Below are 23,781 nucleotides of genomic sequence, written 5' to 3' on the forward strand. Positions count from 1 at the left end.
CCGCCACCTGGGAGCTTCCGTCATGAACAGACCGTCGCACGACGCGCACTCTCGCCCCTGCGGCCCCGCTACGGCGAGCGGCTGGCGGGCACGCTGGTTTCACATGATCTTCGACCACGACGACCGGCCCAGCCGTCTTTTCGACGTCGTGCTCATCGTCGCCATCCTTTCCAGCATCCTGGTCACGGTGCTGGATTCGGTCGCAGACCTGCATGACCGCGCCACGCGTCTGTTCTACCTGCTGGAATGGCTCTTCACCCTTCTATTCACGGCCGAATATCTGCTGCGTATCGCCGTGGTGGATCGGCCACGGGCCTACATGCGCAGCTTCTTCGGCGTGGTGGACCTGCTCGCCGTACTGCCCACCTACCTGAGCCTTTTCTTCGTCGGGAGCCAGTACCTGCTGGTAGTGCGCGCCCTGCGCATCCTGCGCATCTTCCGCGTGCTGAAGATGACGCGTTACATCAACGAATCGAATCTGCTGTGGTCGGCACTGCTGCGCGGACGGCACAAGATCCTGGTGTTCATCACCACCATCCTGACTCTGGTGCTGATCTTCGGCGCGCTGATGTACCTGGTGGAAGGCCCGGACAACGGCTTCAGCAGCATCCCCAAATCGATGTACTGGGCGGTGGTCACCTTGACTACCGTCGGTTTCGGCGACATCACGCCGCACACCACTCTGGGCCAGTTGCTGACCTCCGTGATCATGCTGGTCGGCTACGGCATCATCGCCGTGCCAACCGGCATCTTTGCCGCCGAACTGGCAGCCGGCATGCGCGAAGCGCGCCAGCGAATCGCCTGCCCCGCCTGCCGCCTCGCCGACCACGAGACGGACGCGCGCTACTGCCGCCACTGCGGCGCCGCGCTGGAGCACGGCGCCGAGTAGCGGAACAGCTCAAGGCTTCGCGACGAAATCGCTCAACGCCGCGCGCAGGCGAGCCAGGCCTTCGGCCAGATCCTCATCCTGCAGGTTGAGCGGCGGCACGAAACGCAGCACGTCGGGGCCGGCCTGCAAAACCAACAGCCCTCGCGCGGCGGCATAATCCAGGATCTCGCCGGCGCGCCCCTTGTAGGCGTCGGCGAGCACGGCGCCGATCATCAGGCCGCGGCCACGCACCTCGGCGAACAGGCCAAGCTCCGCATGGATCGCCGCCAGGCCATCGCGCAGCGCCTTGGCTTGCTTCGCGACATTCGCCATCAGTTCCGTCGACGCCAGCTTGCGCAGCGCCACCCGCGCCACCGCCGCCGCCATGGGGTTGCCGCCGAAGGTCGTGCCGTGTGCGCCGTACTGCATGACCTCGGCCACCTTCGGGCCGGCCAGCATCGCACCGATCGGGAAGCCGCAGCCGAGCGCCTTGGCCAAGGTAACGATGTCCGGCTTCACGCCGTCCTGCTCGTGCGCAAAGAGTGTGCCGGTGCGGCCCATGCCGCACTGGATCTCGTCGAGCACCAGCAGCGCCTCGTGCGCGTCGCACAGTTCGCGGGCGCGGCGGATGAACTCCGGCGTGGCCGGCAGCACGCCACCTTCGCCCTGCACGGGCTCCAGCATCACGGCGGCGACGTCGCCCTGCGCGAACGCGGCTTCGAGTCCGGCAACGTCATTGAAGTCCAGATAGCGGAATCCGCCCGGCAACGGCTCGTAGTGCTCCTGGTACTTCGGCTGCGCGGTGGCGGTCACCGCCGCCAGGGTGCGGCCGTGGAAGGAACCGCGGAAGGTCAGGATGACGCGCCGATCTGGCGAACGTCCCTTGGACGCCGCCCACTTGCGCACCAGCTTGATCGCCGCTTCATTCGCCTCGGTGCCGGAGTTGCACAGGAATACGCGCTCCGCGAAGCCTGACGCCTTCACCAGCTCCTCGGCCAGCCGCAGCGGCGGCTCGGTGTAGAACACGTTGCTGCTGTGCCAGAGCTTGTGCGCCTGCGCCACCAGCGCGTCCACCAGGTCGGGGTCCTGATGGCCGAGCGCGTTCACCGCGATACCCGCGCCGAAATCTATGTAGTCGCGACCCTCGGTATCCCACACGCGCGCGCCTTTGCCATGATCCAGTACCACCTCGCGGGGTCGGTACACCGGCAGCCAGTACCGCTTGCCGAGGTCGATCAGGGACGACGATGAATCCTGCGCGTGCATGAGGGGCTCCTGGCATTGCCATTCGGGCAACACCATCGAATGGTTGGTTGGGGACGTGGCCGCATCGCCCGCGCAAGCCGCGCGGCGGGGCCTCGCGCATCGTAGAACCAGCGCCCCGGCTTTTCCATGCGCTTCCCCGCCGAAGTCTGCTGTACGGCCGGACGTTGCACCTGCTGCAGCGGCGATACACCTGCCGAGCGGCGCGCGAACCGCAATGGCTGGCGGTTCCCGGCCGATGCCCCTGCCTCGCCGCCGCCACGCTCCTGTTACATCGGCCACACGGACGGGCTGACGCAACTCATTGAAATAAATGGCACAAAGCCTTGCACACACGATGGCACGCAGCTTGCCATGTATGCAGTGACCCGAGTTCAAGGCCACCGCCTGGTGGCGACGCGGGCGGTAACCCGGTCTTCCCTGTGACCGGGCACCAGCGGAGGCCCCCGGCTGACCCCTGTAGGCCGGGGGCCCTCCGTCTCTTTCAGGCATCGCGCCCGGCCCCTCTTGCGCACGCACGGCGCCCTCCCGGCGCCCGGGCGGCCAGCATCGGATGAAACCTCAGCGCAGCTGATCCAGCGAAAGCCCGTGCTTCTTGCAGAGCCGGTAGATGGTGACGCGCGAGACCTTCAGCCGCCGCGCACATTCGCTGACATTGAAATGGCATTCCCGCAGGCAGCTGATCACCGCCTCGCGTTCGGCCGCGACGCGCGCACCGCCCAGGCTCGCCCGGCCCAGCGGCATCTGCGAGACATGGACCAGGTCCAGGTCCTCCGGCGTGATCAGCGCGTCCTCGGCGACCACGGCCGCACGCTGCACGCGGTTGAGCAACTCGCGCACGTTGCCCGGCCATCCGAAGTGGCGCATGGCCTGCCGGGCGGCACTGCTGAAGGTGCGCGCGTGGCTGCCGTGGTGCTCGCGGAAGGCGTCGAGGAAATGCTGGGCCAGCAGCACGACGTCGTCCTCGCGCTCCCGCAGCGCCGGCATGTGGAGACGCAGCACGTTGAGCCGGTAGTAGAGGTCTTCGCGGAAGCGCCCCTGCTCGACCGCTTTTTCCAGGTCCACATGCGTGGCCGCCAGCACGCGCACGTCGAGCTTGATCGATTGGCTGCTGCCCACGCGCTCCAGCGTGCCCTCCTGCAGGAAACGCAGCAGGCTGGTCTGCGCATCGGCCGGCAGGTCACCTACTTCGTCGAGGAACACCGTGCCTCCCGCAGCCGATTCGAAATGGCCGATGCGGCGTGCATTCGCGCCTGTGAAGGCACCGCGTTCGTGGCCAAACAATTCCGACTGCACCAGGTTCGGCGGCAATGCGCCGCAATTGATCGCGGCGAACGGACGGCCGCTGCGACGGGAAAGCCCATGCAACGCGCGTGCGGCCACCTCTTTGCCGGTGCCGGTCTCTCCGGTGATCAGCACCGGCAAATCCACCGGAGCGTACTTGCGAACGCTGGCAATGACCGCGCGCGTCGCCTTGCTGTGTCCGGTGATGCCCAGGTCGTCCGTTTCGGCGGGGACGATGTCGCCGCCGAGATAACCCAGCGAGTCCAGCAGCCGGTCGACGTCGACCGGTGCGGTGAACACATCGACGCAGGTGTCGATCACGCCACCCAGGTCCGGATCGCCGGCGGGCATTTCCGACGGCATCAGCGCCACCCAGGGCAATCCTGGATAAGCGCCCATGACGTGCTGCATGGCCGATATGGCGGCGGCGTCCGCCTGGCGCAGATCGGCCACCGCCACCACGGTATTGCCGGCACGCGTGCCGATGCCGCCGATGGCCGAGGCATCCGCCACGCGGACGTACCACCCGGCGCGATTCAATCGCATGTGCTCCGTAGCGCTGGGCTGGCCAAACCACACCACGCAGCGCTTGGCGTCCACCTTGCTTACGGCCATGCCCCCTCCCCTGATTCCGGTTCCCGGGCGCGGCGCCCTTCCGCCGCGTGGCCGGTCACGTTCCGCAGGGCCTCCCCAGGGCTGCTACAGAAGTGTGATATGGATCACACGTTATACGTGTCGACCAAGCCTGGGCACCCGCCAAACGGTCAGCACGGGGTCTGCCAGAAGGAGGAGCGGGAGCGGATGCCCGCAGCCGTTACCAGGCGCCGGTATTGGCCATCGAGGCCCACGGCTCCTGCGGCGCCAGGTGGCCGCCACGCTGGAGCAGCTCGATCGAGATCAGGTCCGGCGAGCGCACGAACGCCATGTGGCCGTCGCGCGGCGGGCGGTTGATGGTGTAGCCCATGTCCTGCAGGTGCCGGCAGATGTCGTAGATGTTCTCCACCTCGAACGCCAGGTGGCCGAAGTTGCGGGCACTGCCATAATCCTCTTCCGAACCCCAGTTGTAGGTGAGCTCCACCTCCGCGTCGGGCGTTTCCGGCGCCGCAAGGTAGATCAGCGTGAACTTGCCGGCAGCGTTCTCCATTCGGCGCGTCTCCTTCAGGCCGAGGCCTTCGCAATAGAAACGCAGGCTCTGGTCGAGGTCGCGGACGCGAACCATGCTGTGCAGGTACTTCATGGGGATTCTTCCTCTTGTCTCAGATACGGTGGGGTGCCGGGCCGCTCAGCGGCAGGTGCGGCCGGATGCGCGCCGCCAGCTGCTCGAGCGCGTCGCGCCGCGCCGGCGCCGGCAGGCCCTGCGGATAGACCCGGAACAGCCCGTCGCCGACCCGGCGCGGCTGCACGTGCAGATGCAGGTGCGGCACTTCCTGGCCACCGGCCGCGCCGTTGGATTGCCACAGATTGAGCCCCGCCGGCTGCAGGCTCGCCTGCAACGCCTTGGCGACGCCCGTGGCCAGCACCATCAGTTCCCCGCCAAGGGCCGGGTCCAGCTCGAAAATCGTTTCCACGTGCCGGCGCGGGACCACCAGCACGTGGCCGGGAACGGCCTGCCGCAGATCCAGGAACGCGATCGCCGCCGGCGTCTCCGCCACGATGCTCGCCTCCGCCTGGCCGGCGACGATCGCACAGAACGGGCACGTCATCGGCATCAATCCAGGAACAGGTCCGGCAACAACGGTTGCGCCGGGTCGACGGCGTAGCGCGAGAAGTCGGCGACTCCCGCTTCGCGCAGGACCTCTTCATCGATGAGGAAATGGCCCGAGAAACCGGCGGCGGGCTTCACCAGCACGGCGTGCGCGGCGTCGGCGACGATCTCCGGGGTGCGGCAGCGTGGCACGTCCACGCCGGGGATCATGTTCAGCGCATCGGTCGCGACGATCGTGCGCGGCCACAGCGCATTCACCGCCACGCCCTTCGGGCCGAACTCGCCGGCCAGCCCCAGCGTGACAAAGCTCATGCCCATCTTCGCCAGCGTGTAGCCCGTGTGCGGCGCCCACCATTTCGGGTCGAGCGATGGCGGCGGCGCCAGGGTGAGAATGTGCGGATTGGCCGACTTCAACAGATGCGGCAGGCAAGCCTGCGCGCACAGAAAGCTGCCGCGCGCATTCACCTGCTGCATGAGGTCGAAGCGCTTCATCGGTGTGTCCAGCGTCCCGGCCAGCCAGATCGCGCTGGCGTTGTTGACCAGGATGTCGATGCCGCCGAACGCCTCGACCGTCGCGGCCACCGCCGACTTCACTTCGTCCTCTTCGCGGATATCGCACCGGAGCGCCAGCCCCTTGCCGCCCGCAGCCTCCACCTGCGACGCCGCGGTGTGGATGGTGCCGGGCAGCTTGGGGTTGGGCACGCTGCTTTTTGCGGCGATGGCCACGTTGGCGCCGTCACGCGCGGCGCGCAGCGCGATCGCCAGGCCGATGCCGCGCGAGGCGCCGGTGATGAACAGAGTCTTGCCCTTGAGGCTGGCCATGGCGCTTCCGTCCCGATGGAAAAGAGGCCAAGTGTAGGAGCCCCCGGCGGGCACGCAAAGCACGCGAGTAATCGGACGGACGCCTACGCTTTCTGGAATCGCGGCAGGATCGTCTGCAGTTCGGCCAGGCGCCGCAGCGGATCGGTCAGCTCCAGCATGCGCTGGTGTTCCTCGCGTTCCAGCGGCAACAGCTCGGCCAGGCGGAAACCCAGCCAGCTCGCATCGTCGTAGTCCGTGCTCGTCGCGTGGCGCCAATGCGGCGCCATGTGTTCGAGCAGGCGGCCGAGGATGGTCTGCAGCAAGGCGAATTCCACCGGCACTGTCTGCGCCGGCTCCGCGGGCCAATGCACTACCTGGCCAGACACCAGGCCATCGGAGCGGATGCGCGTGCGTGTCACGCGGAAGCGTTCGGCACCTTCCGCCACGATGCCCAGCAGGCCATCGTCTCCGTGACTGAAGTCGATGATGCGCGCCATCGTGCCCACTGCCGCGGGCACGGCCGGCTCGCCTACCTCCCGGCCGTGCAGGATCTGGCATACGCCGAAACCAGTGCCGCGGCGCGAGCATTCGCGCACCATGTCCAGGTAGCGCGGCTCGAACACGCGAAGCTGCAGGCGGCCGCGCGGATACAGCACGGTCGAGAGAGGAAACAGCGGCAGGTCGTCGGAAAGGGGCGTCTCGGCCATGCGGGAAGTGTAGTGGCCAAGATGCGCGTGCGATCACTGGACGGCGGCATGCCATCGACCGCACAGTGTCCCGATCCAGGAGGAGCCTGCCGGAATGTCCGCCGCTGAACTGCCGCTCACGCTCGTCGATCCCGTCGGCCTGCCCGCCGCGCCCGTGCTCCAAGTGGCCGGCCTGTCCAAGTCCTTCGGCAAGCGGGAAGTGCTGCGCGGCGTGGACTGGACGGTGCCCGCGGGCCGCGTGGTCGGCCTGCTCGGACGCAACGGCGCGGGCAAGACCACGCTGCTGCGCTGCCTGCTCGGGCTGTCGCCCATCGATGGCGGCGAAGTGCGCCTGCTGGGCGCGCCGATGACCGAGCCCGGTGGCGAGCGCATGCATCGGATCGGCTTCGTGCCCCAGACCTTCGATCTGTTTCCATGGATGAAGGTGCGCGCCTATCTCGATTTCACCGCCGCGTTCTACGCACGTTGGGACCACGCCCTGGCCGAACGCCTGTTGGCGGGGTGGGAGCTCGATCCGAAGCAGAAGATCGGACAGCTGTCGCAGGGCCAGCGCCAGAAGCTCGCCATCGTGCGCGCCATCGCGCCCCAGCCGGACTTGCTGGTACTCGACGAACCCGTCGCCAGCCTCGACCCGCAGGCGCGGCGCGCCTTCATGACCGAACTGCTAGAACTGATGCGCCATCCCGGCAAGACGGTGATCTTCTCCACGCATATCACGGCCGATCTGGAGCGCGCCGGCGCGGACATCGCCCTGCTGCGCGACGGCCGCATCCAGTTCACCCGCCCCCTGGCCGAGCTGCGCGAGCGTTTCCTGCGCGCGGTGCTGGTCCGCGCGGAAGGTTGGCCGGAGCCGCCATCCATCGCCGGTTCCCTGAAGGCAATCGTCAGCGGTGCGGAGTTGCAGTTACTGATCGAAGACGCCGACCCGGCCGCCCTTCGCGCGCTGGCCGAGGAACTCGGCGCCAGCCTGCGCCTCGAAACGCCGTCGCTCGAAGACCTATTCGTGGAACTGGCATGAAACCGGTCTGGCAGCTTTGGCTGCAGCTCTGGAAGCGGCTGCCGCTGCTGGCCGTGCTGTCCACGCTGCTGTGGCTGACCGGGCTCGTGCTGTTCGGGCTGGCCTCCGAATACGAAGGCCTGGCTTACCTGGGCGCCACCACGCTCGCGTTCGGCTCCTGGTTCTGGCACATCGGACAAGGCCAGGTGCTACGCGGGCTGTGCCGCCCAGAAAGCTTCTTGTTGCCCGATTTTCGCCGCCACCTGGCCGGGTTGGGCGCCGTCGTCGCCCTGCAATGGATCGGGTTGCCGGCCGCGCTGATCGCCAGCGTCCATCTGCCGTATGCATGGCTGATGAGTGCCGGCCTCGTCCTGGCCGCGGCGCTCGGGCTGGCGATCGGCTGCGGCCGCCGCGTCAGCCTCGCGCTGTGGGTGGTGTTCATCGCCGCCGGCTGGATGCCGCATCTCGCCTCGCGCATCACCCAGGCTGCGCTCGCCTCGCCATGGACCGCGCCGGTGTTGTTGCTCAGCGCGATGCTTCTGCTGCAGTTCGCGCTGTCGCCGCTGCTGCGCATCGAAGATCGCGAGACGCCGGCGTCGCCGCTGGAGAACGCCAGCCTGGGCCGCACCGCTTCTTCCGGACTCGAAGAAGCGCCGGCGCCGCGCAGCGCGGTGGCCCGCTGGATTTCCGACCTGTTCGACCGCGCCGCCCAGCGCGCGATGGAAGACACGCTGCGCGCCTACCGGCGGCGCCCCACCGCGGCCGGCCGGCTCGCGCTGGTACGACGGCTGCTGCTGCCGCATGACAACACCCAGGCGATCGCGCTGCGCCTGGTGCTCGTGGCAGGCATGGTGGCGATCTATTTCCTCGCGGTCATCCATCGCCAGCAGTTCAATGCCGCCGTGATCGGCGCCTACGCCATTCTGCTCACCATGGCGCGCTTTCCGCAGCTGGGCCGCGGCATGCTGCGCATGCGGCCCAACCTCGCCGATCTCTATCTCACGCTTGCACCATCCACGCGCGCCGAATATCAACGGATCGTCGTCGACGCGCTGATGCTGCTGGTGCCGATCAGCGTGCTGACCGCGTTGACGTACACCCTGCTCGGGAGCCTGCTGACCCATGCCGCCGAGCCGGCGCGCATGATGCTCACCGCCGGGATCGTCGCCACCTCCGCCAGCCTGGTGGGGCTGGCCATCCATCTGATCGGCCCGGAAGGCAGCTTCGGCCGCGCGGCCGTCAATCTCGTGCTGATCTTCGGCGCGATGGCGGCCTACTGGGCCGGATACTGGGTGCTCGGCGCACTGGGGCTGGCGTGGGGCGCGCTCGCGCTGGGCGCGGTGACGATCAGCTTCGGCGCCGCGGTGTGGTTCGCCGCGCAGCGCGAATACCAACGTCGCAGCCCGAGCTTCGACGCACCGCTCGGTTGACCGCACTCAGCCGCGCAGCGCCTCGACGAAGCGCCTGGGCGCGTTCTCGAAACCGCCGTTGGACATGAACACTACGTAGTCGCCGGCGCGCGCCTGTGCCTGCAACGAGGACACCAGCGCGTCCACGGTCGGCACGGTGGCGCCTCGCCCTTCCAGCGCCGCAGTCACGCGTTTGGCGTCCCAAGGCAGTTCGGGCCGGTGCAGGAATACCACGCCGTCCGCGTCCGCCAGCGAGGGGGCGAGCGCTTCGGCGTGTGCGCCCAGGCGCATCGAATTGGAGCGTGGCTCCAGCGCGACGAGGATGCGCGCATCGCCGACCTTCGCGCGCAACCCGGCCAGCGTGGTCGCGATGGCCGTGGGGTGGTGGGCGAAATCGTCGTACACACGCACCCCGCCCACTTCGCCGACCAGCTCCATGCGCCGCTTGACGCTCTCGAACGCGGCGAAGGCCGGCAGCAGCGCGCGCGGGTCCGCGCCCGCCGCAGTGGCGGCGGCCAGCGCGGCCAGTGCGTTCATCACGCTGTGATGGCCCAGCAACGACCAGCGCACCTCGCCCAGCGGCTCGTCGCCGCGATGGACGAGGAATGCCGAACCATCGGCTTCGGTCAGCTCCGCCCGCCAGTCGCCACGGCCGATGCCGAACGTTTCCACCGGCGTCCAGCAGCCCATCGCCAGCACCTCGGCGAGGCGCTCGTCGTGCGCGTTGACGATCAACCGCCCGTTGCCGGGCACGGTGCGTACCAAGTGATGGAACTGGCGCTGGATCGCGGCCACGTCAGGGAAGATGTCCGCGTGGTCGTATTCCAGATTGTTGAGGATGGCGATGCGCGGCCGGTAATGGACGAACTTGGAGCGCTTGTCGAAAAACGCGCTGTCGTATTCGTCCGCTTCGATGACGAACGCCTTGCCGCGGCCCAGCCGCGCGGAAATGCCGAAGTTGCCGGGCACGCCGCCCACCAGGAAGCCGGGCTCGAGCCCCGCGCTTTCCAGCAGATGCGCCAGCAGACTGGTGGTGGTCGTCTTGCCGTGCGTGCCGGCGACGGCCAGCACCTCGCGGTCCGCCAGCAGCGTCTCGCCCAGCCACTGCGGGCCGGAGACGTAGCGCAGCTGCTCGTTAAGCATGTACTCGACGGCCGGGTTGCCGCGCGTCATCGCATTGCCCACCACCACCAGATCCGGCTTGCCGTGCCCCGGGGTGGCCTGCAGATGTTCGGCCTTGTAGCCCTGCATCAGGGTGATGCCCAGCGCCTGCAGCTGGTCGCTCATCGGCGGATAGACGTTGGCGTCGGAGCCTTCGACGGGCCAGCCCATTTCGCGCGCCAGCGCGGCGACGCCGCCCATGAAGGTGCCGCAGATGCCGAGGATGTGCAGACGCATGGAGAACCTGTCGACGCGGAAGAGCGGCATGGCCGCCGGATAAAGCTTGGTTGATGAGACGCCACGCGACGGCGGCCCTTACGAGACACGGGCCGCTCGTGGCGGCCCGTGGAGAAGATCAGCCGTTGGCGGCGGCCTTTTCCCGGTCGAGGGCGCGCTTGACCCGCGCCGTGACTTCGTCGAGCTCGCCGACGCCGTCGACCACCTGCAGCTGGCCGCGCTTGGCGAAGAAATCCGCTACCGGCGCGGTCTGCTCGGCGTAAACCTTCAGGCGGTCGCGCACCACGGCCGGGTCGTCGTCCTTGCGATGCTCGGCCTTGAAGCGGATTTCCACGCGGCCGATGATCACTTCATCCGGCACGTCCAGCTTCACCACCGCATCCAGCGGCTGGCCGATCTTGGCCAGCAGGTGCCCCAGCGCCTCGGCCTGGGCCACGTTGCGCGGGTAACCGTCGAGGATGAAGCCGTTCTTCACGTCGTCCTGCGACAGGCGCTCCTCGAGCATGGCCAGCAGGATGTCGTCGGAGACCAGCTTGCCCGCATCCATCACCGCCTTGGCTTTCAGACCGGTCGGCGTGCCGGCGGCCACCGCCGCGCGCAGCATGTCGCCAGTGGAAATGTGCGGGACGCCGAGTTCAACCTTGAGGCGCGCAGCCTGGGTACCTTTGCCCGAACCGGGCGGGCCGAGAAGGACGAGTCGCATAATGCTCCACGAAGTCCGCTTTGCCGCAGCACACTGCCACGGGCTGCCGGAACAGAAGAAATTGACAGCCACGTTAACGTCTGCCGGGGGTGTCGTCAAACGAGAAACGCCGCCCATTTGCGCCAAGTCACTGTTGTCCAAAGCCTTCTCTCGCCGCTGTCCGATTGCCGCAGCGCATGATCGACCCACTGGAGGAAGTCCATGAAGCGTTCGTCCCGATCCCCCGCCGGCCGCCTGCTCTACGCCCAGTCGGGCGGCGTCACCGCGGTGATCAATGCCACCGCCGCCGGCGTGATCGAAGCCGCCCGCGCCAGCGGCGTGCAGGTTTACGCCGCGCACAACGGCATCCTGGGCGCGCTGCGCGAGGAGCTGATCGACACCTCGAAGGAACCCACGGCTGCCATCGCTGCCTTGCGCCACACACCGGGCGGCGCGTTCGGTTCCTGCCGCTACAAGCTGAAGTCGCTGGAAGCCAACCGCGCCGAATACGAGCGGCTGATCGACGTCCTGCGCGCGCACGACATCCGCTGGTTCCTCTACAACGGCGGCAACGATTCGGCCGACACGGCGCTGAAGATCTCGCAGCTGGGCAAGGCCATGGGTTACGACATTCGCTGCATCGGCGTGCCCAAGACGGTGGACAACGACCTGGCCGTCACCGACTGCTGCCCCGGCTTCGGCTCCGTCGCCAAGTACACCGCCGTGGCAACGCTAGAGGCCAGCCTCGACGTCGCCTCGATGGCCGACACCTCCACCAAGGTCTTCATCCTCGAAGTGATGGGCCGGCATGCGGGCTGGATCGCCGCCGCCGCAGGCCTCGCCGGCGAAGGCGCCGACGCGCCACCGCATCTCATCCTGTTTCCGGAGCGCGTGTTCGACGAGGAAGCCTTCCTCGCCAAAGTGAAGGCCACCGTCGAGCGCGTGGGCTGGTGCACCGTGGTGGCATCCGAGGGCATTCGCAACAAGGAAGGCCAGTTCCTCGCCGAGGCCGGCACCCGCGACGCCTTCGGCCATGCGCAGCTCGGCGGCGTGGCGCCGGTACTGGCCGCCCTGGTGAAGGAAAAGCTCGGCTACAAATACCACTGGGCACTGCCGGATTACCTGCAGCGTTCCGCGCGACACCTCGCCTCCAAGACCGATGCGGACCAGGCCTACGCGGTCGGCAAGGCCGCGGTCGAGTACGCGCTGGCCGGACAGAACGCGGTGATGCCGGTGATCGTGCGCACTTCGGACGCGCCCTATCGCTGGAAGATCGAATCCGCGCCGCTGGCCAAGATCGCTAACCGCGAGAAGAAGATGCCGGCGTCCTTCTTCACCCGCGACGGCTTCGGCATCACCGCCGCCGCGCGGCGCTACCTCGCGCCGCTGATCCAGGGCGAGGCGCCCCCGCCCTACGGCAAGGACGGCCTGCCCAAGTACGTGCAGCTGAAGAACGTCGCGGTGGGCAAAAAGCTGCCCCCATTCAAGCCGTAGCGACGCGGGGGCTCGCGGCATCGGCACGCTTGTCGAGCAACGCATCCACCAAGGCATCGACGGCCGCCTCAGCTTCCTGCAGCGAGGCGGCCAGGCGTTCGCCGCCGAACTCGTCGTACTCCACCGCGATGCTCCGCACGTCGGTGATGCCGATATAGCCGAAGGCCGTGCGCACCGCCGGCTCGACATGGTTCATGGCGGCTATGCGCTCACCGGGCCCGTAGCCGAAGTCTCCGCGTGAACCCAGCAGCACTAGCGTGCGCGGCCGCTCGGCCAGCAACGGCCAGTAGGGTTCTCCCTGACGTGCGCGGTCGAAGCCGAACGTGCGGCCCACGCGCACGATGTTATCGATGTAGGCCTTGAAGCCGCTCGGCACACCGAAGTTGTACATGGGCACGCCGGCCACGATCAGGTCGGCATTTACCAGCTCGTCCACCAAGGCGTCGCTTTCGCTCAACCGCTGCCGCATCCACGGCATGCGAGCGGCCTCCGGCGTGAACGCCGCGTGGATCCACTGGCCATCCACCGGCGACGGCGGGCATTGGCCGAGGTCGCGGTAGTGCACCGGATCGTGAGTACGAGCCGCGCGCCACCGCGTGACGAAGCGGGCGCTGAGCCGACGCGTGTGCGAACCATGGGCGTGCACGTCGGAACGACCCGCACGGGCGCTGGCGTCCAGATGGAGAAGAGTCGTCGCTTGAGTATTCATGGATGAATGCTGTTTCACATCGATGGCGTTGGGGCGCATGCTATGGACGATATAGACATACGAAAAACGATTGCTTTTCACGTCATGCATGAAGTGAATTCATCTCGTGCCCGCCGTCTGCCACCCCTGGCGGCCTTGCGGGCATTCGAAGCGGCCGCGCGCCATCTCAGCTTCCGCCAGGCTGCCGACGAGCTGTCGGTGACGCCAACTGCCGTGAGCCACCAGATCCGCCAGCTGGAAAGCCTGCTCGGCGTCGCGCTGTTCGAGCGACAGGTGCGCAAGGTGATACTCACGCCCGAAGGTCGTGCGTTGTTCCCGGCACTGCGCGACGGCTTCGATCGCATGGCGGAGGCCATCGCACCGCTGCTGGGGCCGAAAAGGCGACGCATCCTGACCGTGTCCGCGACGCCGGCCTTCGTCGCGCGTCTGCTCGTGCCGCGCCTGGCCGCCTTTCAGGCCGCGCATCCCAGGATCGATCTGCGGCTGCATGCCTCCACGCAGCCGGTGGACTTTGCCGCGCAGCAGATCGATGCGGCCATCCGCTACGGCCAGGGCCCTTATCGCGGGCTGCGACACGAACCCCTCTTGCACACGCGCTTCGCGCCCATGTGCAGCCCCGCGCTTAAGTTGCGCAAGCCGGCCGACCTGGCGCGCCATCCGCTGCTGCATTTCCAGTGGCAACCGATCTTTCGCGAACCGCCGGACTGGGCCACCTGGCGACGCGTGGCGGGCCAGCCCGCACTGGACGTCCGGCGCGGCATCACGTTCACCGACGAAACCCATGCCATCGACGCCGCCATCGCCGGCCAGGGAGTGGCACTGCTCAACACGGCACTGGTCGCCGATGCGCTGGCGCGCGGCACACTGGTGATGCCGTTCGGCCCCGAACTGGAGGGCCTGCCTTACCAACTGGTCTATCCGCCCGAGGCGGAACACGATCCCGCGATCGCCGCCTTGCGCGCGTGGTTGCGCGATGTCGAGCGTTCTGCCGCTGCTATTGCATGAAGCGCGTCAGATCGACGCGGTATTCCGGGTAATCCTGGATGCTGTTGTGGCCGGCGTCGGCCACCACCTGCTCCAGCGGACGCACCGCAAAACGGGCGGCCAGCGCCGCCGTGCGTGGCGCGGCCACCAGTTCGTCCTGCTCCGCACGAAGGATCAGGACCGGGCAAGACACCTTCGTCGCATAGCGCCAGGATTCGAAACGCTCGCGCGCCAGCCAGTCGATCGGCATCCAAGGGTGGAAGGCCTGGGCCACGCGCACCATGCTGTCGAACGGCGTCACCAGGGCCAACCGTTCGACCGGCCGAGCCGCCGCCAACTGCACCGCCACGCCACTGCCAAGGCTGCGGCCGATCACCGCGACAGAGACATGCGCAGCGGCCGTGCGATCGAACCACGCGACTGCATCGGCCACCAAGGCACGTTCCTCCGGCTCGCCTCCGCTCGCCGCATAGCCCCGGTAGGGCAGCAGATAGATCGTGCGGCCGGGAAACCATGACGCCCACGCATCGCGCAGATCCTCGACGCGCTCCCCGTTGCCGCCAAAGTAAAGCAAGGCTCGCGCCCGCCCCGGATTAACCACCCAGCCGCGTAGCGTCACCCCTTCATTGACCAGCTCGACGTCTGGCGCATGCACCACGCGCCAAGTCGCCTCGGGGTGGTAGAGCATCTGCCGCTGGTTGAAGTAGAGCACTGCGGCGGCACCGATATAGAGGAGGGCTGCCAGCGCCGTCATGGCAGCGATCGTGCGCCAGAACATCGCTCAGCTGCCCTTCGTGGAGCCGCCGTCGCCGTCGAGCGTCTCGATACGCGTCACCTTGCCGGCCTTCAGCGTCACGCGAATGGTCCGGGCGCCTCCCGGCGCCGGGCGCGCAAGCGCCGTCTCCGACAGCACCAGTTCGCCGCTGAACCAGCCGGCGAACACCACCTGCCCCGGCGCGGCGCCGAACAGGATGGGCAACGTGGCGCGCCGGCATCCCGCGCCATCGCTGATGCCACCCCCGCATAGCCAGGTGTCGATGTCGACCAGATAGAGCCGATCGTCCTCCAGCCGCCAGCGGCCCGCATAACCGCGCCCGGCGCCGGCGTCCCGCCCCGGCTCCGCGTGGAATCGGGGCCGGCCCTGTCCGCCCGGATAGCGCTGCTCCAGCGGCTCGCTCAGGAGGTCATACGTCTTGCCGTGCCACTCGAGGCGCTCCGGCCCCGCCGGTAGGGCGAGGGACAGCCCCGGCAACCATGCCATGCACGACAGCGCCAGCCATCCCGGCCACCGGCATGCGCGCCTGTTGGTTCTTCGGATCATGGCGGCAGCTTGCCACAAGGCCTGCGGGGGACCTGTACACCTTTCGGAGGAGGCGCGCGAGACGCGTCACGCTTTCGTGCCCCCGATCGGCGCTTCGGCCGCGAAACGGAAGTAACCCACCAGCCGGGTCAGATCCCCCGCCTGCGCGCGCAGCGTTCTGCTGGCCTCCGCCACCTCGTCGACCAGCGCGGCGTTCTGGCGGGTCGTGTCGTCGATGGCCCGTACCGCGACGCCTGCCTCGTCGATGCGCGCGGATTGCTCACGGCTGTTGGTGCTGATCACTGCCACCGCGCTGGAGACCTCGGTCGCACTGAGGACGATGCGCTGCAGGACCTCTCCCGATCGTTCCGCCAGTTCGGCCCCGGTGTCGACCTTGGCCCGGCTGTCGTCGATCACCGCGCGGATGTCGCGCGCCGCACTCGCGCTGCGCTGGGCGAGCTGGCGGACCTCGTCGGCGACGACGGCGAATCCGCGTCCATGTGCGCCTGCGTGCGCCGCCTCGATCGTCGCGTTCAAGGCGAGCAGCCGGGTTTGGAAGGCCAGCGTATCGATGGCGGCCAGCATGCCGCCGACGCGGCGGTTGGCGGCATCGATCGCCTCGACCGATCGCTGCGTCTCCACCACGATGCCGCTGCCCGCCTCCGCATGCTCACGCGCCGTCGCGGCGATGCGGTCCGCCAGCGCGGCGCTGCCCGCGTTGCCGCGGACCGCTTCGGTCATCCGTGCCATCGCGGCGGCCGTCACGGCCAGGCTTTGGGCCTGATCGCGCGTGCGTTCGCGCAAGGTGTCGTTGCCCAGCGCCAGCCGTTCGGCGGCCAGTGTCACGCTCGCCGCCCCTTGCTGGACCTGCCGCACCACCTGGGCGAGACGCCGATCCATCTGGCGCAGCGTGCGCATGAGCGCACCGATCTCGTCCTCGCGACCGGTAATGAAGGCGTGGCCCAGCTCGCCATCGGCCATGCGCTGCGCCGCGGCTGCGGCATGGCGCAATTGCGTGGTGAGCGAGCGAATCAGCAGACCATCCAGCAGCACCGCGGCCGCCAGGCCGACGGCAAGCATGGCCAGCAGGCCGATCAACACGCGCCGGCTGGCGCGCCGCGCGGCGGCGGCCGCGTCGTCGCCAGACTGCAAGGCTTTGGCGAAGAGGTTGGCGAAGTCCGCATGCAGCGGCACAAAGGCTGGCTGGACGTCCGAGGTGATCTGCAGCTGGGCGAGATCGTACTGTTCGCCGTCCAGTTGCTTAAGCGCATCGTCGATCGCCTGCTCGGCCGCCTTGCGATGCGCGTCGGCCACCGCGATGAGCTGCGCCTGCTCCCGAGCGAGGCCGCTGCCCAGGAACTGCTTCCAGCGTCGCTCGATATCCACGCGGTTGGACTGAATCTGGGTCTTGGCCTCGTCCAGTGCCGACGGCAACCGGGTCAGGCCGGCGTGGGTCAGCGCATTGAGGCTGTCCGCGTAGTCGTTCTGGATGCGGCCGACGTCGGAAACCGGATTGAGCGCGTCGGCCACCAGGGCGCTCATGCGCCGGTCCGCATGGAGCAGCGACCACGCTGCCGCACCGCCGAGCGCCAGCAGCAGGAGCATCAACCCGCACAGACGCAGGATCAGGCGGGCACGAAGGGAAACCGCCGAAAAAGCGAGCCACCGGAAGCGAGCCGGGAAGGAGGGAAAGCGCATGGGACACCTTGCTCGGGGAAGCGGGGATGCCCCTGGATCGGCCGCCCGGCGCCCGGCTTTAGAGATTTTTCCCTTTTAAATCAATTATTTCACTCCAATAACAGCAAGATGTCCTCCGGGTGACGCCAGCTGACCGATCGATGAAAAGTATGTGACGGATACGCCCCGTCGTTCAGACGCATCTTTTTACGATGCCTCCCAACGACGGCGATCTGTCGGAGGAGCGCTTATGAAAAACCTCAGCAAACTGTTCCTCGCCCTCGGCCTGCTCGCGGGCAGCGGCGTCGCGCTGGCCGACGGTCATGGTCACGGTCACGGCGACCGCCATGGTCACTACGACCGGGGCGACTGGGGCCGCCACGACCACGACCGCCGCGATCATTGGCGCGGTCCGGATCGGGGCTGGCACGATGATCGCCGTTACTACTATGGCGGCCACTACCGCCCCCACCCGCATCGCTGGGCGCGCGGCGAGCGGTACTACGGCCCGGTTTACGTAGTGAACGACTACCGCTACTACCGCCTGCGCCCGCCGCCGTACGGCTACCACTGGGTGCGTGACGACGGCGGCTACCTGCTGGTCGCCATCGGTACGGGCATCATCCTGGACATGGTGCTGAACTGAGCGGCGAACGAAGCTCCACACGGTGCGTTGGTGAAGGCGGTGTCTACGGACACCGCCTTTTTCGTGCGCCGTTGCGTCGCACAACATAACGCCCGCCGACCTCTGCCTATACTCGCCGGAACCGCCTGCAACAGGCGGCCACTACAACCGATGGGGAGGCTCCGATGCTGCAGCAGTATGGCTTGTGGATCGTGCTCGCGTGTGCGGTCGTGGCAGTTCTGTATGGCGCGCTCTCGGTGCGCTGGATATTGGCGAAATCACCGGGCAATGAGCGCATGCAGGAGATCGCCGCGGCGATCCAGCAAGGTGCACGGGCCTACCTCAACCGGCAGTACACCACCATCGGCGTGGTCGGCGTGGTGCTCTTCATCGTCATTGGCCTCGCGCTGGACTGGGGCACGGCCATCGGCTTCGCCGTCGGCGCAGTGCTTTCCGGCGCCACCGGCTACATCGGCATGAACGTCTCGGTGCGCGCCAACGTGCGCACGGCGGAAGCGGCGCGCGGCGGCCTGGCCGCGGCGCTCAACGTCGCGTTCCGCGGCGGCGCGATCACCGGCATGCTGGTGGTCGGCCTGGCCCTGCTGGGCGTGGCGGCGTACTTCGCCGTGCTGCGCAGCATGGGCTACGAAATCATGCACGCCTTGCATGCACTGGTCGGCCTGGCCTTCGGTTCCTCGCTGATCTCGATCTTCGCGCGCCTGGGCGGCGGCATCTTCACCAAGGGCGCCGACGTCGGCGCTGACCTGGTGGGTAAGGTGGAAGCGGGCATTCCCGAGGACGATCCGCGCAATCCGGCGGTGATCGCCGACAACGTGGGCGACAACGTAGGCGATTGCGCCGGCATGGCCGCCGACCTGTTCGAGACCTATGCGGTGACCCTGATCGCCACCATGCTGCTCGGCGGCGTCATGGCCGAGCAGACCGGTAGCAACGGCGTGCTCTATCCGCTGCTGCTGGGCGGCGCCTCGATCATTGCCTCGGTCATCGGCACGTTCTTCGTACGCTCGCGACCAGGCGGCAAGATCATGAACGCCCTGTACGCGGGCGTGGCGGTCTCCGCGGTGCTGGCAGCGATTGCGTTCTGGCCGATCACCAGCCAGCTGATGTCCGAGTCGGCCTATGGGGTGGGCAAGCTCTACGGCTGCGCTCTCATCGGCCTCGCCCTCACCGGCGCCATGGTGGTGATTACCGAGTACTACACCGCGACCGAGTACGCACCGGTGCGACACGTCGCGCAGGCGTCCACCACAGGGCACGCAACCAACATCATCGCGGGCATCGGCGTGTCGATGAAATCCACCGCGCTGCCGGTGCTGGCGGTGTGCGCAGCGATCTGGGGCGCCTTCGCCCTGGCGGGCCTCTACGGCATCGCCATCGCGGCGACGGCCATGCTGAGCATGACCGGCATGGTGGTGGCGCTGGATGCCTACGGCCCCATCACGGACAACGCCGGCGGCATCGCCGAGATGGCCGAACTGCCGCCGGAAGTGCGCGGCGTCACCGATCCGCTCGACGCGGTGGGCAACACGACCAAGGCGGTGACCAAGGGCTACGCGATCGGTTCTGCCGGCCTCGCCGCCCTGGTGCTGTTCGCCGACTACACGCACAACCTGAGCCAGCACCTGGCGGTGAGCGACTTCCGCTTCGACCTGTCGAATCACTACGTGATCATCGGCCTGCTCATCGGCGGCCTGATCCCGTATCTCTTCGGTGCGATGGCGATGGAAGCGGTCGGCCGCGCGGCCGGCTCGGTGGTGGAGGAAGTGCGTCGCCAGTTCCGCGAGATCAAGGGCATCATGGAAGGCACGACCAAGCCTGACTATTCCCGCGCGGTGGACATGCTCACCAAGGCGGCGATCAAGGAGATGCTGGTGCCGTCCCTGCTGCCCGTGCTGGTCCCGGTGCTGGTGGTATTCGGCTTCAAGTGGCTGGGCGGCGCCGAGGCCGGCGCGCAGGCGCTCGGCGGCGTGCTGATCGGCACCATCGTCACCGGCCTGTTCGTGGCCATCTCCATGACCACCGGCGGCGGCGCCTGGGACAACGCCAAGAAGTACATCGAGGATGGCCACCATGGCGGCAAGGGTTCGGACGCCCACAAGGCGGCGGTCACCGGCGACACGGTGGGCGACCCCTACAAGGACACCGCCGGTCCGGCGGTGAATCCGCTGATCAAGATCATCAACATCGTGGCGTTGTTGCTGATCCCGTTGCTCTGACTTTGCTTAGCGAGTCGGAAACACCAGGCATCCATTTAGACGTCCAAATCTCTTCAAAGGCGGCCTTTTCAGGCCGCCTTTTTTTGTCCGTCACATTCGCGCAAGCGCCATGCAAGGCTGGCGCAAGTTTCAACGAAAGCCACGCCGGCGTTCGTGCGTACTTGCAGAGCCGCAAGTTCTTGAAGTGAAAGCGTTGTGAAAAATACCTAGAAATTCTCGTTAGAAATCGGTTGACGCGCCTTGGGGCAGTCGAATAGAAGCGCAGTAGGCCGGAAGTCATCCGGCCACAGGGGAAAACACGATCGACGCACGGCTCTGGTTCCTGGGGAGGAACCGGGACAGGTTCTTGCGGCCTGCGCCGACCCGGATCGTTTCTTCTTTCGACCGCGCGGCTCGCCCAAAAGCCGCGCTTTTTCGCTCAACTCCTGGGGGAGAAAGTTGTAATGACCATCACCAGCTTTACGGCGCCGCGTCTGCGCTATTCCGCATTGGCGCTCGCCATGGGGCTCGCGTTCGCCAGCACGGGCGCGCTCGCGCAGTCCAACACCACCGGCTCCATCTTCGGCCAGGTGGCCGCGCAGCCGGGCAGCACGGTCGTCGTCGAAAACACCGAGACCGGCTTCAGCCGCACCGTCACCGTAGACGAGAGCGGCCGCTATCGTTTCTCCACGTTGCCGGTTGGCAAGTACAAAGTGACGCTGCAGAACAACGGCAGCGCCGTCAGCACGCGCAACGACATCGTCGTCACGATCTCCGGCGGTACCGAGGTATCGTTCGGAGCCGCTGCGGCTGCCAATGATGCGAAGAACCTGGAAGGCGTCTCGGTGGTGGCCTCCGCGCTGCCGGCGATCGACGTGTCCTCGGTCGATACCCGCACCGTGCTCACCTCCGAACAGCTCAACAAGCTGCCGATCGCCCGCAGCGTCGGCGCCGCCGCCCTGCTCGCGCCGGGCGTGGTCGACAACTCCAGCTACAGCACCACCGGCTTCGGCAATATCCCGAGCTTCGGCGGCGCGGCTTCCTCGGAGAACGCGTACTACATCAACGGCTATGCGGTGACCAATCCGCTGCAGTCGCTCGGCTCGACCACTCTGCCGTTCGACGCGATCGACCAGGAGCAGGTGCTCACCGGCGGCTACGGCGCCGAGTTCGGCCGGTCCACCGGCGGCGTGATCAACATCGTCACCAAGCGCGGCTCCAACCAGTGGAAGGCCGGCGTCTACGCCATCCTGCGTCCGGAAGCGCTGCGCGCCAACCCGCGCAACAACTACTTCCCGAATACCGGCTTCTACGGCCCGAACACGGCGCAGCACACCGACGGCACGCTGTACTGGTACCGCAACAAGAACCAGTACTCGTACAACACCTACGGTGCCTATGCCAGTGGCCCGCTGATCAAGGACAAGCTGTTCTTCTACGTCGACGGCGAGATGACCAAGCAGAGCGGCAACTCGGTCGCATCGTTCTCCAACTCCTCGGCCCCCACGGCCAAGACCGGCTGGAACGACTACACCTACAAGATGCCGCGCTGGACCGCCAAGGTCGACTGGAACATCACCGACAGCAACATCCTTGAGCTGACCGGCGTCCAGGACAACATCGTCTACGATTCCAGCCGCTACTCCTTCAACTACAACAATCTCTCGCACGGCGACGTCAAGACCGGCGGCGTGCACCAGAAGGACGCCAGTCGTCTCTACATCGCCAAGTACACCGGCTACATCACCGACGACCTGACCGTATCCGCGCTGGTCGGCAAGCAGAACATCAAGCATTTGCAGGAGCCGTTCGGCTATGACCCGAGCTGCCCGTACATCTCGTCCACGGCCCTCGTACAGGCTCCGGGCCTGACCTATGGCGCCTGCCAGCAGGGCGCGGTGTCTTCGCTGCTGATTCCCGGCGCCAACGACAAGACCCATGGCTGGCGTCTGGACGTCGAATATCGCCTCGGCGACCACGACCTGCGCGCGGGTGTCGACGACCAGACCGCCCAGTCGCTCACCGGCCAGTCCTATCCCGGCGGCTACGCCTGGGTCTACGGCTGGCAGGCCAACCCGAATGTCGCCATCGACGCCAACGGCACCGGCACGCCGGCGTCTGGCGGCGGCCTCGGCACCAAGGGCTACTTCGTCTCGCGTGCCTACAACACGCAGAACGCCAAGGTGAAGACGGAACAGCAGGCCCAGTTCATCGAGGACCGCTGGCAGATCACCGACCGCTGGCTGCTGTCCATCGGCCTGCGTAACGAGCAGTTCACCAACTACAACGGCGACGGCAAGCCCTACGCCCGCCAGCGCCACCAGCTGGCACCGCGCATCGGCGCCGCCTGGGACGTGTTCGGCGATTCTTCGCTGAAGCTGTACGCCAATGCCGGCCGCTACCACCTGGCGATGCCGAACAACGTCGCGGTACGCGGCGCTTCCGGTTCGCTGATCACCAACGAGTACTTCACCTACACCGGCGTCGACCCGAAGACCGGCGCGCCGACCGGTCTTACTCCGATCGCCGTGGACCGCAGCCTGGGCCACGCTTGCGGCAATACCAACGCCGTCTCCACTAACCTGGAGTGCGGTACGGCACCGGATCCGCGCACGGTGGCGGCGAAGGGCCTGAAGTCGCACTACCAGGACGAATACATCGCCGGCATGGAGCAGCAGGTCAGCCCGACCTTTAACTGGGGTGCCAAGCTGACCTACCGCAAGCTGCGCAGCGCGATCGACGACACCTGCGCCCAAGCGCTGGGCGGCTCGTGCTTCCTGTTCAACCCGGGCGAGACCAATACCTTCCTGCAGGCGCAGGACGACGGCAGCTACAAGGAAGTGACCTACACCCGCCAGCAGCTGGGTCTACCGGAACTCAAGCGCAAGTACTACGCGCTCGACCTGTTCCTGGAGCATCCGTTCGCCGACAAGTGGTACGGCCGCGTGGACTACACGTTCTCGCGCAACTACGGCAACACCGAAGGCCAGCTGGCTTCCGACCTGGATACCGGCAACGGCGGCCAGGCCGACGTGTCCACCACGCAGGACTGGGACCTGCCGCAGCTGATGGTCGGCTCCAACGGTCTGCTGCCTAACAACCGCAAGCACCAGATCAAGGCGTACGGCTACTTCCAGGCCACCGAGGAATGGCGCTTCGGCGCCACGCTGGTCGCCGCCTCGGGTCGCCCGAAGAACTGCACCAGCCACTACCCGACGGCCGACGCCGGCCTTTACAGCGGCGCTGCGTACTGGTTCTGCGGCCTATCCGGCTCGGGCACGAAACCGGGTCAGCTGGATTCGAAGGGCAAGCCGATCACCTACGTCCCGGCCGCCGCCGACTACGCCTTCTCCCCGCGCGGCTCGCACGGCACCGCCCCGTGGACCTACCAGCTCAACCTCAACGTGGCCTATCAGCCGGCCTGGCTGAAGGACTTCACGCTGCAGCTGGACGTGATCAACGTGCTCAACCGCCAGGTGGCGACGGCCTACAACTATCGCTACGAAACCAGCGCGCGCAATACGCCGAACCAGCTCTACCTGCGTGAACTGAACGTGTCCGACCCGCGCTATTTCCGCATCACGGCGCGCTACGACTTCTGAGCACATCGCATTACACAACTACCGAGCCCGGCGCCAGCGGAACGGCGCCGAGGACCTCGG

General features: G+C 67.4%; 20 protein-coding genes. 8 read left to right on the plus strand and 12 right to left on the minus strand.

The window, feature by feature from the left end; all coding sequences use genetic code 11:
* Positions 1-22 precede the first annotated feature (22 nt).
* Positions 23-889: an ion transporter gene (locus RKE25_RS20835; RefSeq protein WP_311839992.1), complete on the plus strand. Its 867-nt coding sequence runs from the start codon at positions 23-25 to the stop codon at positions 887-889.
* Between the two features lie 9 nt (positions 890-898).
* Here the strand turns inward: RKE25_RS20835 and RKE25_RS20840 are convergent, their stop codons facing one another.
* The 6 genes from RKE25_RS20840 to RKE25_RS20865 all read right to left on the minus strand — a co-directional run bounded on the left by RKE25_RS20840 (position 899) and on the right by RKE25_RS20865 (position 6,628).
* A complete protein-coding gene (locus RKE25_RS20840) occupies positions 899-2,134 on the minus strand; it encodes an acetylornithine transaminase (protein ID WP_311839993.1) in 1,236 nt (411 codons plus the stop codon).
* A 558-nt stretch (positions 2,135-2,692) separates the two neighbouring features.
* On the minus strand, positions 2,693-4,030 hold the full coding sequence (locus RKE25_RS20845) for a sigma-54 dependent transcriptional regulator (protein ID WP_311839994.1): 1,338 nt from the start codon (positions 4,028-4,030) through the stop codon (positions 2,693-2,695).
* 199 nt (positions 4,031-4,229) lie between these two features.
* Positions 4,230-4,652 (minus strand): VOC family protein, encoded by a 423-nt coding sequence (locus RKE25_RS20850; protein WP_311839995.1) that lies wholly within the window; start codon positions 4,650-4,652, stop codon positions 4,230-4,232.
* A gap of 19 nt (positions 4,653-4,671) precedes the next feature.
* Positions 4,672-5,118 carry an HIT domain-containing protein gene (locus RKE25_RS20855; protein ID WP_311839996.1) on the minus strand — a complete coding sequence of 149 codons (447 nt, stop codon included), beginning with the start codon at positions 5,116-5,118 and terminating at the stop codon, positions 4,672-4,674.
* 5 nt (positions 5,119-5,123) lie between these two features.
* Positions 5,124-5,942: an NAD(P)-dependent oxidoreductase gene (locus RKE25_RS20860; RefSeq protein ID WP_311839997.1), complete on the minus strand. Its 819-nt coding sequence runs from the start codon at positions 5,940-5,942 to the stop codon at positions 5,124-5,126.
* A gap of 83 nt (positions 5,943-6,025) precedes the next feature.
* Positions 6,026-6,628 (minus strand): LON peptidase substrate-binding domain-containing protein, encoded by a 603-nt coding sequence (locus RKE25_RS20865; protein ID WP_311839998.1) that lies wholly within the window; start codon positions 6,626-6,628, stop codon positions 6,026-6,028.
* 94 nt (positions 6,629-6,722) lie between these two features.
* Here RKE25_RS20865 and RKE25_RS20870 point away from each other — a divergent pair, with 94 nt between their 5' ends.
* Both RKE25_RS20870 and RKE25_RS20875 read left to right on the plus strand, forming a co-directional pair.
* Positions 6,723-7,646 carry an ABC transporter ATP-binding protein gene (locus RKE25_RS20870; protein WP_311839999.1) on the plus strand — a complete coding sequence of 308 codons (924 nt, stop codon included), beginning with the start codon at positions 6,723-6,725 and terminating at the stop codon, positions 7,644-7,646.
* The gene (locus RKE25_RS20875) at positions 7,643-9,055 is read left to right on the plus strand and encodes a hypothetical protein (RefSeq protein WP_311840000.1); all 1,413 of its coding nucleotides are present in this window, start codon (positions 7,643-7,645) and stop codon (positions 9,053-9,055) included. Before RKE25_RS20870 ends, RKE25_RS20875 begins: the two co-directional genes overlap by 4 nt.
* Before the next feature lie 6 nt (positions 9,056-9,061).
* Here the strand turns inward: RKE25_RS20875 and mpl are convergent, their stop codons facing one another.
* Both mpl and RKE25_RS20885 read right to left on the minus strand, forming a co-directional pair.
* Positions 9,062-10,432, minus strand: coding sequence for a UDP-N-acetylmuramate:L-alanyl-gamma-D-glutamyl-meso-diaminopimelate ligase (mpl, locus tag RKE25_RS20880; RefSeq protein WP_311840001.1), 1,371 nt, complete (start codon positions 10,430-10,432; stop codon positions 9,062-9,064).
* A gap of 118 nt (positions 10,433-10,550) precedes the next feature.
* Complete coding sequence (locus tag RKE25_RS20885; RefSeq protein WP_311840002.1) at positions 10,551-11,135, minus strand: adenylate kinase; 585 nt, start codon at positions 11,133-11,135, stop codon at positions 10,551-10,553.
* 201 nt (positions 11,136-11,336) lie between these two features.
* Between RKE25_RS20885 and RKE25_RS20890 the strand changes: the two genes are divergently transcribed.
* Positions 11,337-12,608 carry a 6-phosphofructokinase gene (locus tag RKE25_RS20890; RefSeq protein ID WP_311840003.1) on the plus strand — a complete coding sequence of 424 codons (1,272 nt, stop codon included), beginning with the start codon at positions 11,337-11,339 and terminating at the stop codon, positions 12,606-12,608.
* Here RKE25_RS20890 and RKE25_RS20895 read toward each other — a convergent pair.
* The gene (locus RKE25_RS20895; protein WP_311840004.1) at positions 12,598-13,317 is read right to left on the minus strand and encodes an NAD(P)H-dependent oxidoreductase; all 720 of its coding nucleotides are present in this window, start codon (positions 13,315-13,317) and stop codon (positions 12,598-12,600) included. The genes RKE25_RS20890 and RKE25_RS20895 overlap by 11 nt on opposite strands.
* Positions 13,318-13,452: 135 nt before the next feature.
* Between RKE25_RS20895 and gcvA the strand changes: the two genes are divergently transcribed.
* Positions 13,453-14,322: a transcriptional regulator GcvA gene (gene gcvA / locus RKE25_RS20900; RefSeq protein WP_311840005.1), complete on the plus strand. Its 870-nt coding sequence runs from the start codon at positions 13,453-13,455 to the stop codon at positions 14,320-14,322.
* On the opposite strand, the gene RKE25_RS20905 is transcribed toward gcvA, so the two are convergent.
* The 3 genes from RKE25_RS20905 to RKE25_RS20915 form a co-directional block, all read right to left on the minus strand.
* The gene (locus tag RKE25_RS20905; RefSeq protein ID WP_311840006.1) at positions 14,312-15,079 is read right to left on the minus strand and encodes an alpha/beta hydrolase; all 768 of its coding nucleotides are present in this window, start codon (positions 15,077-15,079) and stop codon (positions 14,312-14,314) included. The genes gcvA and RKE25_RS20905 overlap by 11 nt on opposite strands.
* Positions 15,080-15,082: 3 nt before the next feature.
* The gene (locus tag RKE25_RS20910; RefSeq protein ID WP_311840007.1) at positions 15,083-15,562 is read right to left on the minus strand and encodes a hypothetical protein; all 480 of its coding nucleotides are present in this window, start codon (positions 15,560-15,562) and stop codon (positions 15,083-15,085) included.
* A gap of 126 nt (positions 15,563-15,688) precedes the next feature.
* Positions 15,689-17,299: a methyl-accepting chemotaxis protein gene (locus tag RKE25_RS20915; protein ID WP_311840008.1), complete on the minus strand. Its 1,611-nt coding sequence runs from the start codon at positions 17,297-17,299 to the stop codon at positions 15,689-15,691.
* Positions 17,300-17,528: 229 nt separating this feature from the next.
* On the opposite strand from RKE25_RS20915, the gene RKE25_RS20920 reads away from it, so the two are divergent.
* The 3 genes from RKE25_RS20920 (at position 17,529) to RKE25_RS20930 (ending at position 23,721) form a co-directional block, all read left to right on the plus strand.
* Positions 17,529-17,924, plus strand: a complete 396-nt coding sequence (locus tag RKE25_RS20920) for an RcnB family protein (RefSeq protein WP_311840009.1) — start codon at positions 17,529-17,531, stop codon at positions 17,922-17,924.
* 164 nt (positions 17,925-18,088) lie between these two features.
* Complete coding sequence (locus tag RKE25_RS20925) at positions 18,089-20,140, plus strand: sodium-translocating pyrophosphatase (protein ID WP_311840010.1); 2,052 nt, start codon at positions 18,089-18,091, stop codon at positions 20,138-20,140.
* Between the two features lie 443 nt (positions 20,141-20,583).
* Positions 20,584-23,721 (plus strand): TonB-dependent receptor, encoded by a 3,138-nt coding sequence (locus RKE25_RS20930; RefSeq protein WP_311840011.1) that lies wholly within the window; start codon positions 20,584-20,586, stop codon positions 23,719-23,721.
* Positions 23,722-23,781 lie beyond the last annotated feature (60 nt).

Origin of the sequence: Dyella sp. BiH032, assembly GCF_031954525.1 — a bacterium.
Lineage (GTDB): Bacteria > Pseudomonadota > Gammaproteobacteria > Xanthomonadales > Rhodanobacteraceae > Dyella_D.

Coding starts and splice junctions, on each gene's coding strand:
- RKE25_RS20915 (WP_311840008.1), bottom strand. CDS start 17,299: ATGCGCTTTCCCTCCTTCCCGGCTCGCTTCCGGTGGCTCGCTTTTTCG.
- RKE25_RS20870 (WP_311839999.1), top strand. CDS start 6,723: ATGTCCGCCGCTGAACTGCCGCTCACGCTCGTCGATCCCGTCGGCCTG.
- RKE25_RS20855 (WP_311839996.1), bottom strand. CDS start 5,118: ATGACGTGCCCGTTCTGTGCGATCGTCGCCGGCCAGGCGGAGGCGAGC.
- RKE25_RS20885 (WP_311840002.1), bottom strand. CDS start 11,135: ATGCGACTCGTCCTTCTCGGCCCGCCCGGTTCGGGCAAAGGTACCCAG.
- RKE25_RS20845 (WP_311839994.1), bottom strand. CDS start 4,030: ATGGCCGTAAGCAAGGTGGACGCCAAGCGCTGCGTGGTGTGGTTTGGC.
- RKE25_RS20905 (WP_311840006.1), bottom strand. CDS start 15,079: ATGTTCTGGCGCACGATCGCTGCCATGACGGCGCTGGCAGCCCTCCTC.
- RKE25_RS20930 (WP_311840011.1), top strand. CDS start 20,584: ATGACCATCACCAGCTTTACGGCGCCGCGTCTGCGCTATTCCGCATTG.
- RKE25_RS20890 (WP_311840003.1), top strand. CDS start 11,337: ATGAAGCGTTCGTCCCGATCCCCCGCCGGCCGCCTGCTCTACGCCCAG.
- RKE25_RS20860 (WP_311839997.1), bottom strand. CDS start 5,942: ATGGCCAGCCTCAAGGGCAAGACTCTGTTCATCACCGGCGCCTCGCGC.
- RKE25_RS20835 (WP_311839992.1), top strand. CDS start 23: ATGAACAGACCGTCGCACGACGCGCACTCTCGCCCCTGCGGCCCCGCT.
- RKE25_RS20875 (WP_311840000.1), top strand. CDS start 7,643: ATGAAACCGGTCTGGCAGCTTTGGCTGCAGCTCTGGAAGCGGCTGCCG.
- RKE25_RS20920 (WP_311840009.1), top strand. CDS start 17,529: ATGAAAAACCTCAGCAAACTGTTCCTCGCCCTCGGCCTGCTCGCGGGC.
- RKE25_RS20850 (WP_311839995.1), bottom strand. CDS start 4,652: ATGAAGTACCTGCACAGCATGGTTCGCGTCCGCGACCTCGACCAGAGC.
- RKE25_RS20865 (WP_311839998.1), bottom strand. CDS start 6,628: ATGGCCGAGACGCCCCTTTCCGACGACCTGCCGCTGTTTCCTCTCTCG.
- RKE25_RS20910 (WP_311840007.1), bottom strand. CDS start 15,562: ATGGCATGGTTGCCGGGGCTGTCCCTCGCCCTACCGGCGGGGCCGGAG.
- RKE25_RS20925 (WP_311840010.1), top strand. CDS start 18,089: ATGCTGCAGCAGTATGGCTTGTGGATCGTGCTCGCGTGTGCGGTCGTG.
- RKE25_RS20840 (WP_311839993.1), bottom strand. CDS start 2,134: ATGCACGCGCAGGATTCATCGTCGTCCCTGATCGACCTCGGCAAGCGG.
- RKE25_RS20895 (WP_311840004.1), bottom strand. CDS start 13,317: ATGAATACTCAAGCGACGACTCTTCTCCATCTGGACGCCAGCGCCCGT.
- mpl (WP_311840001.1), bottom strand. CDS start 10,432: ATGCGTCTGCACATCCTCGGCATCTGCGGCACCTTCATGGGCGGCGTC.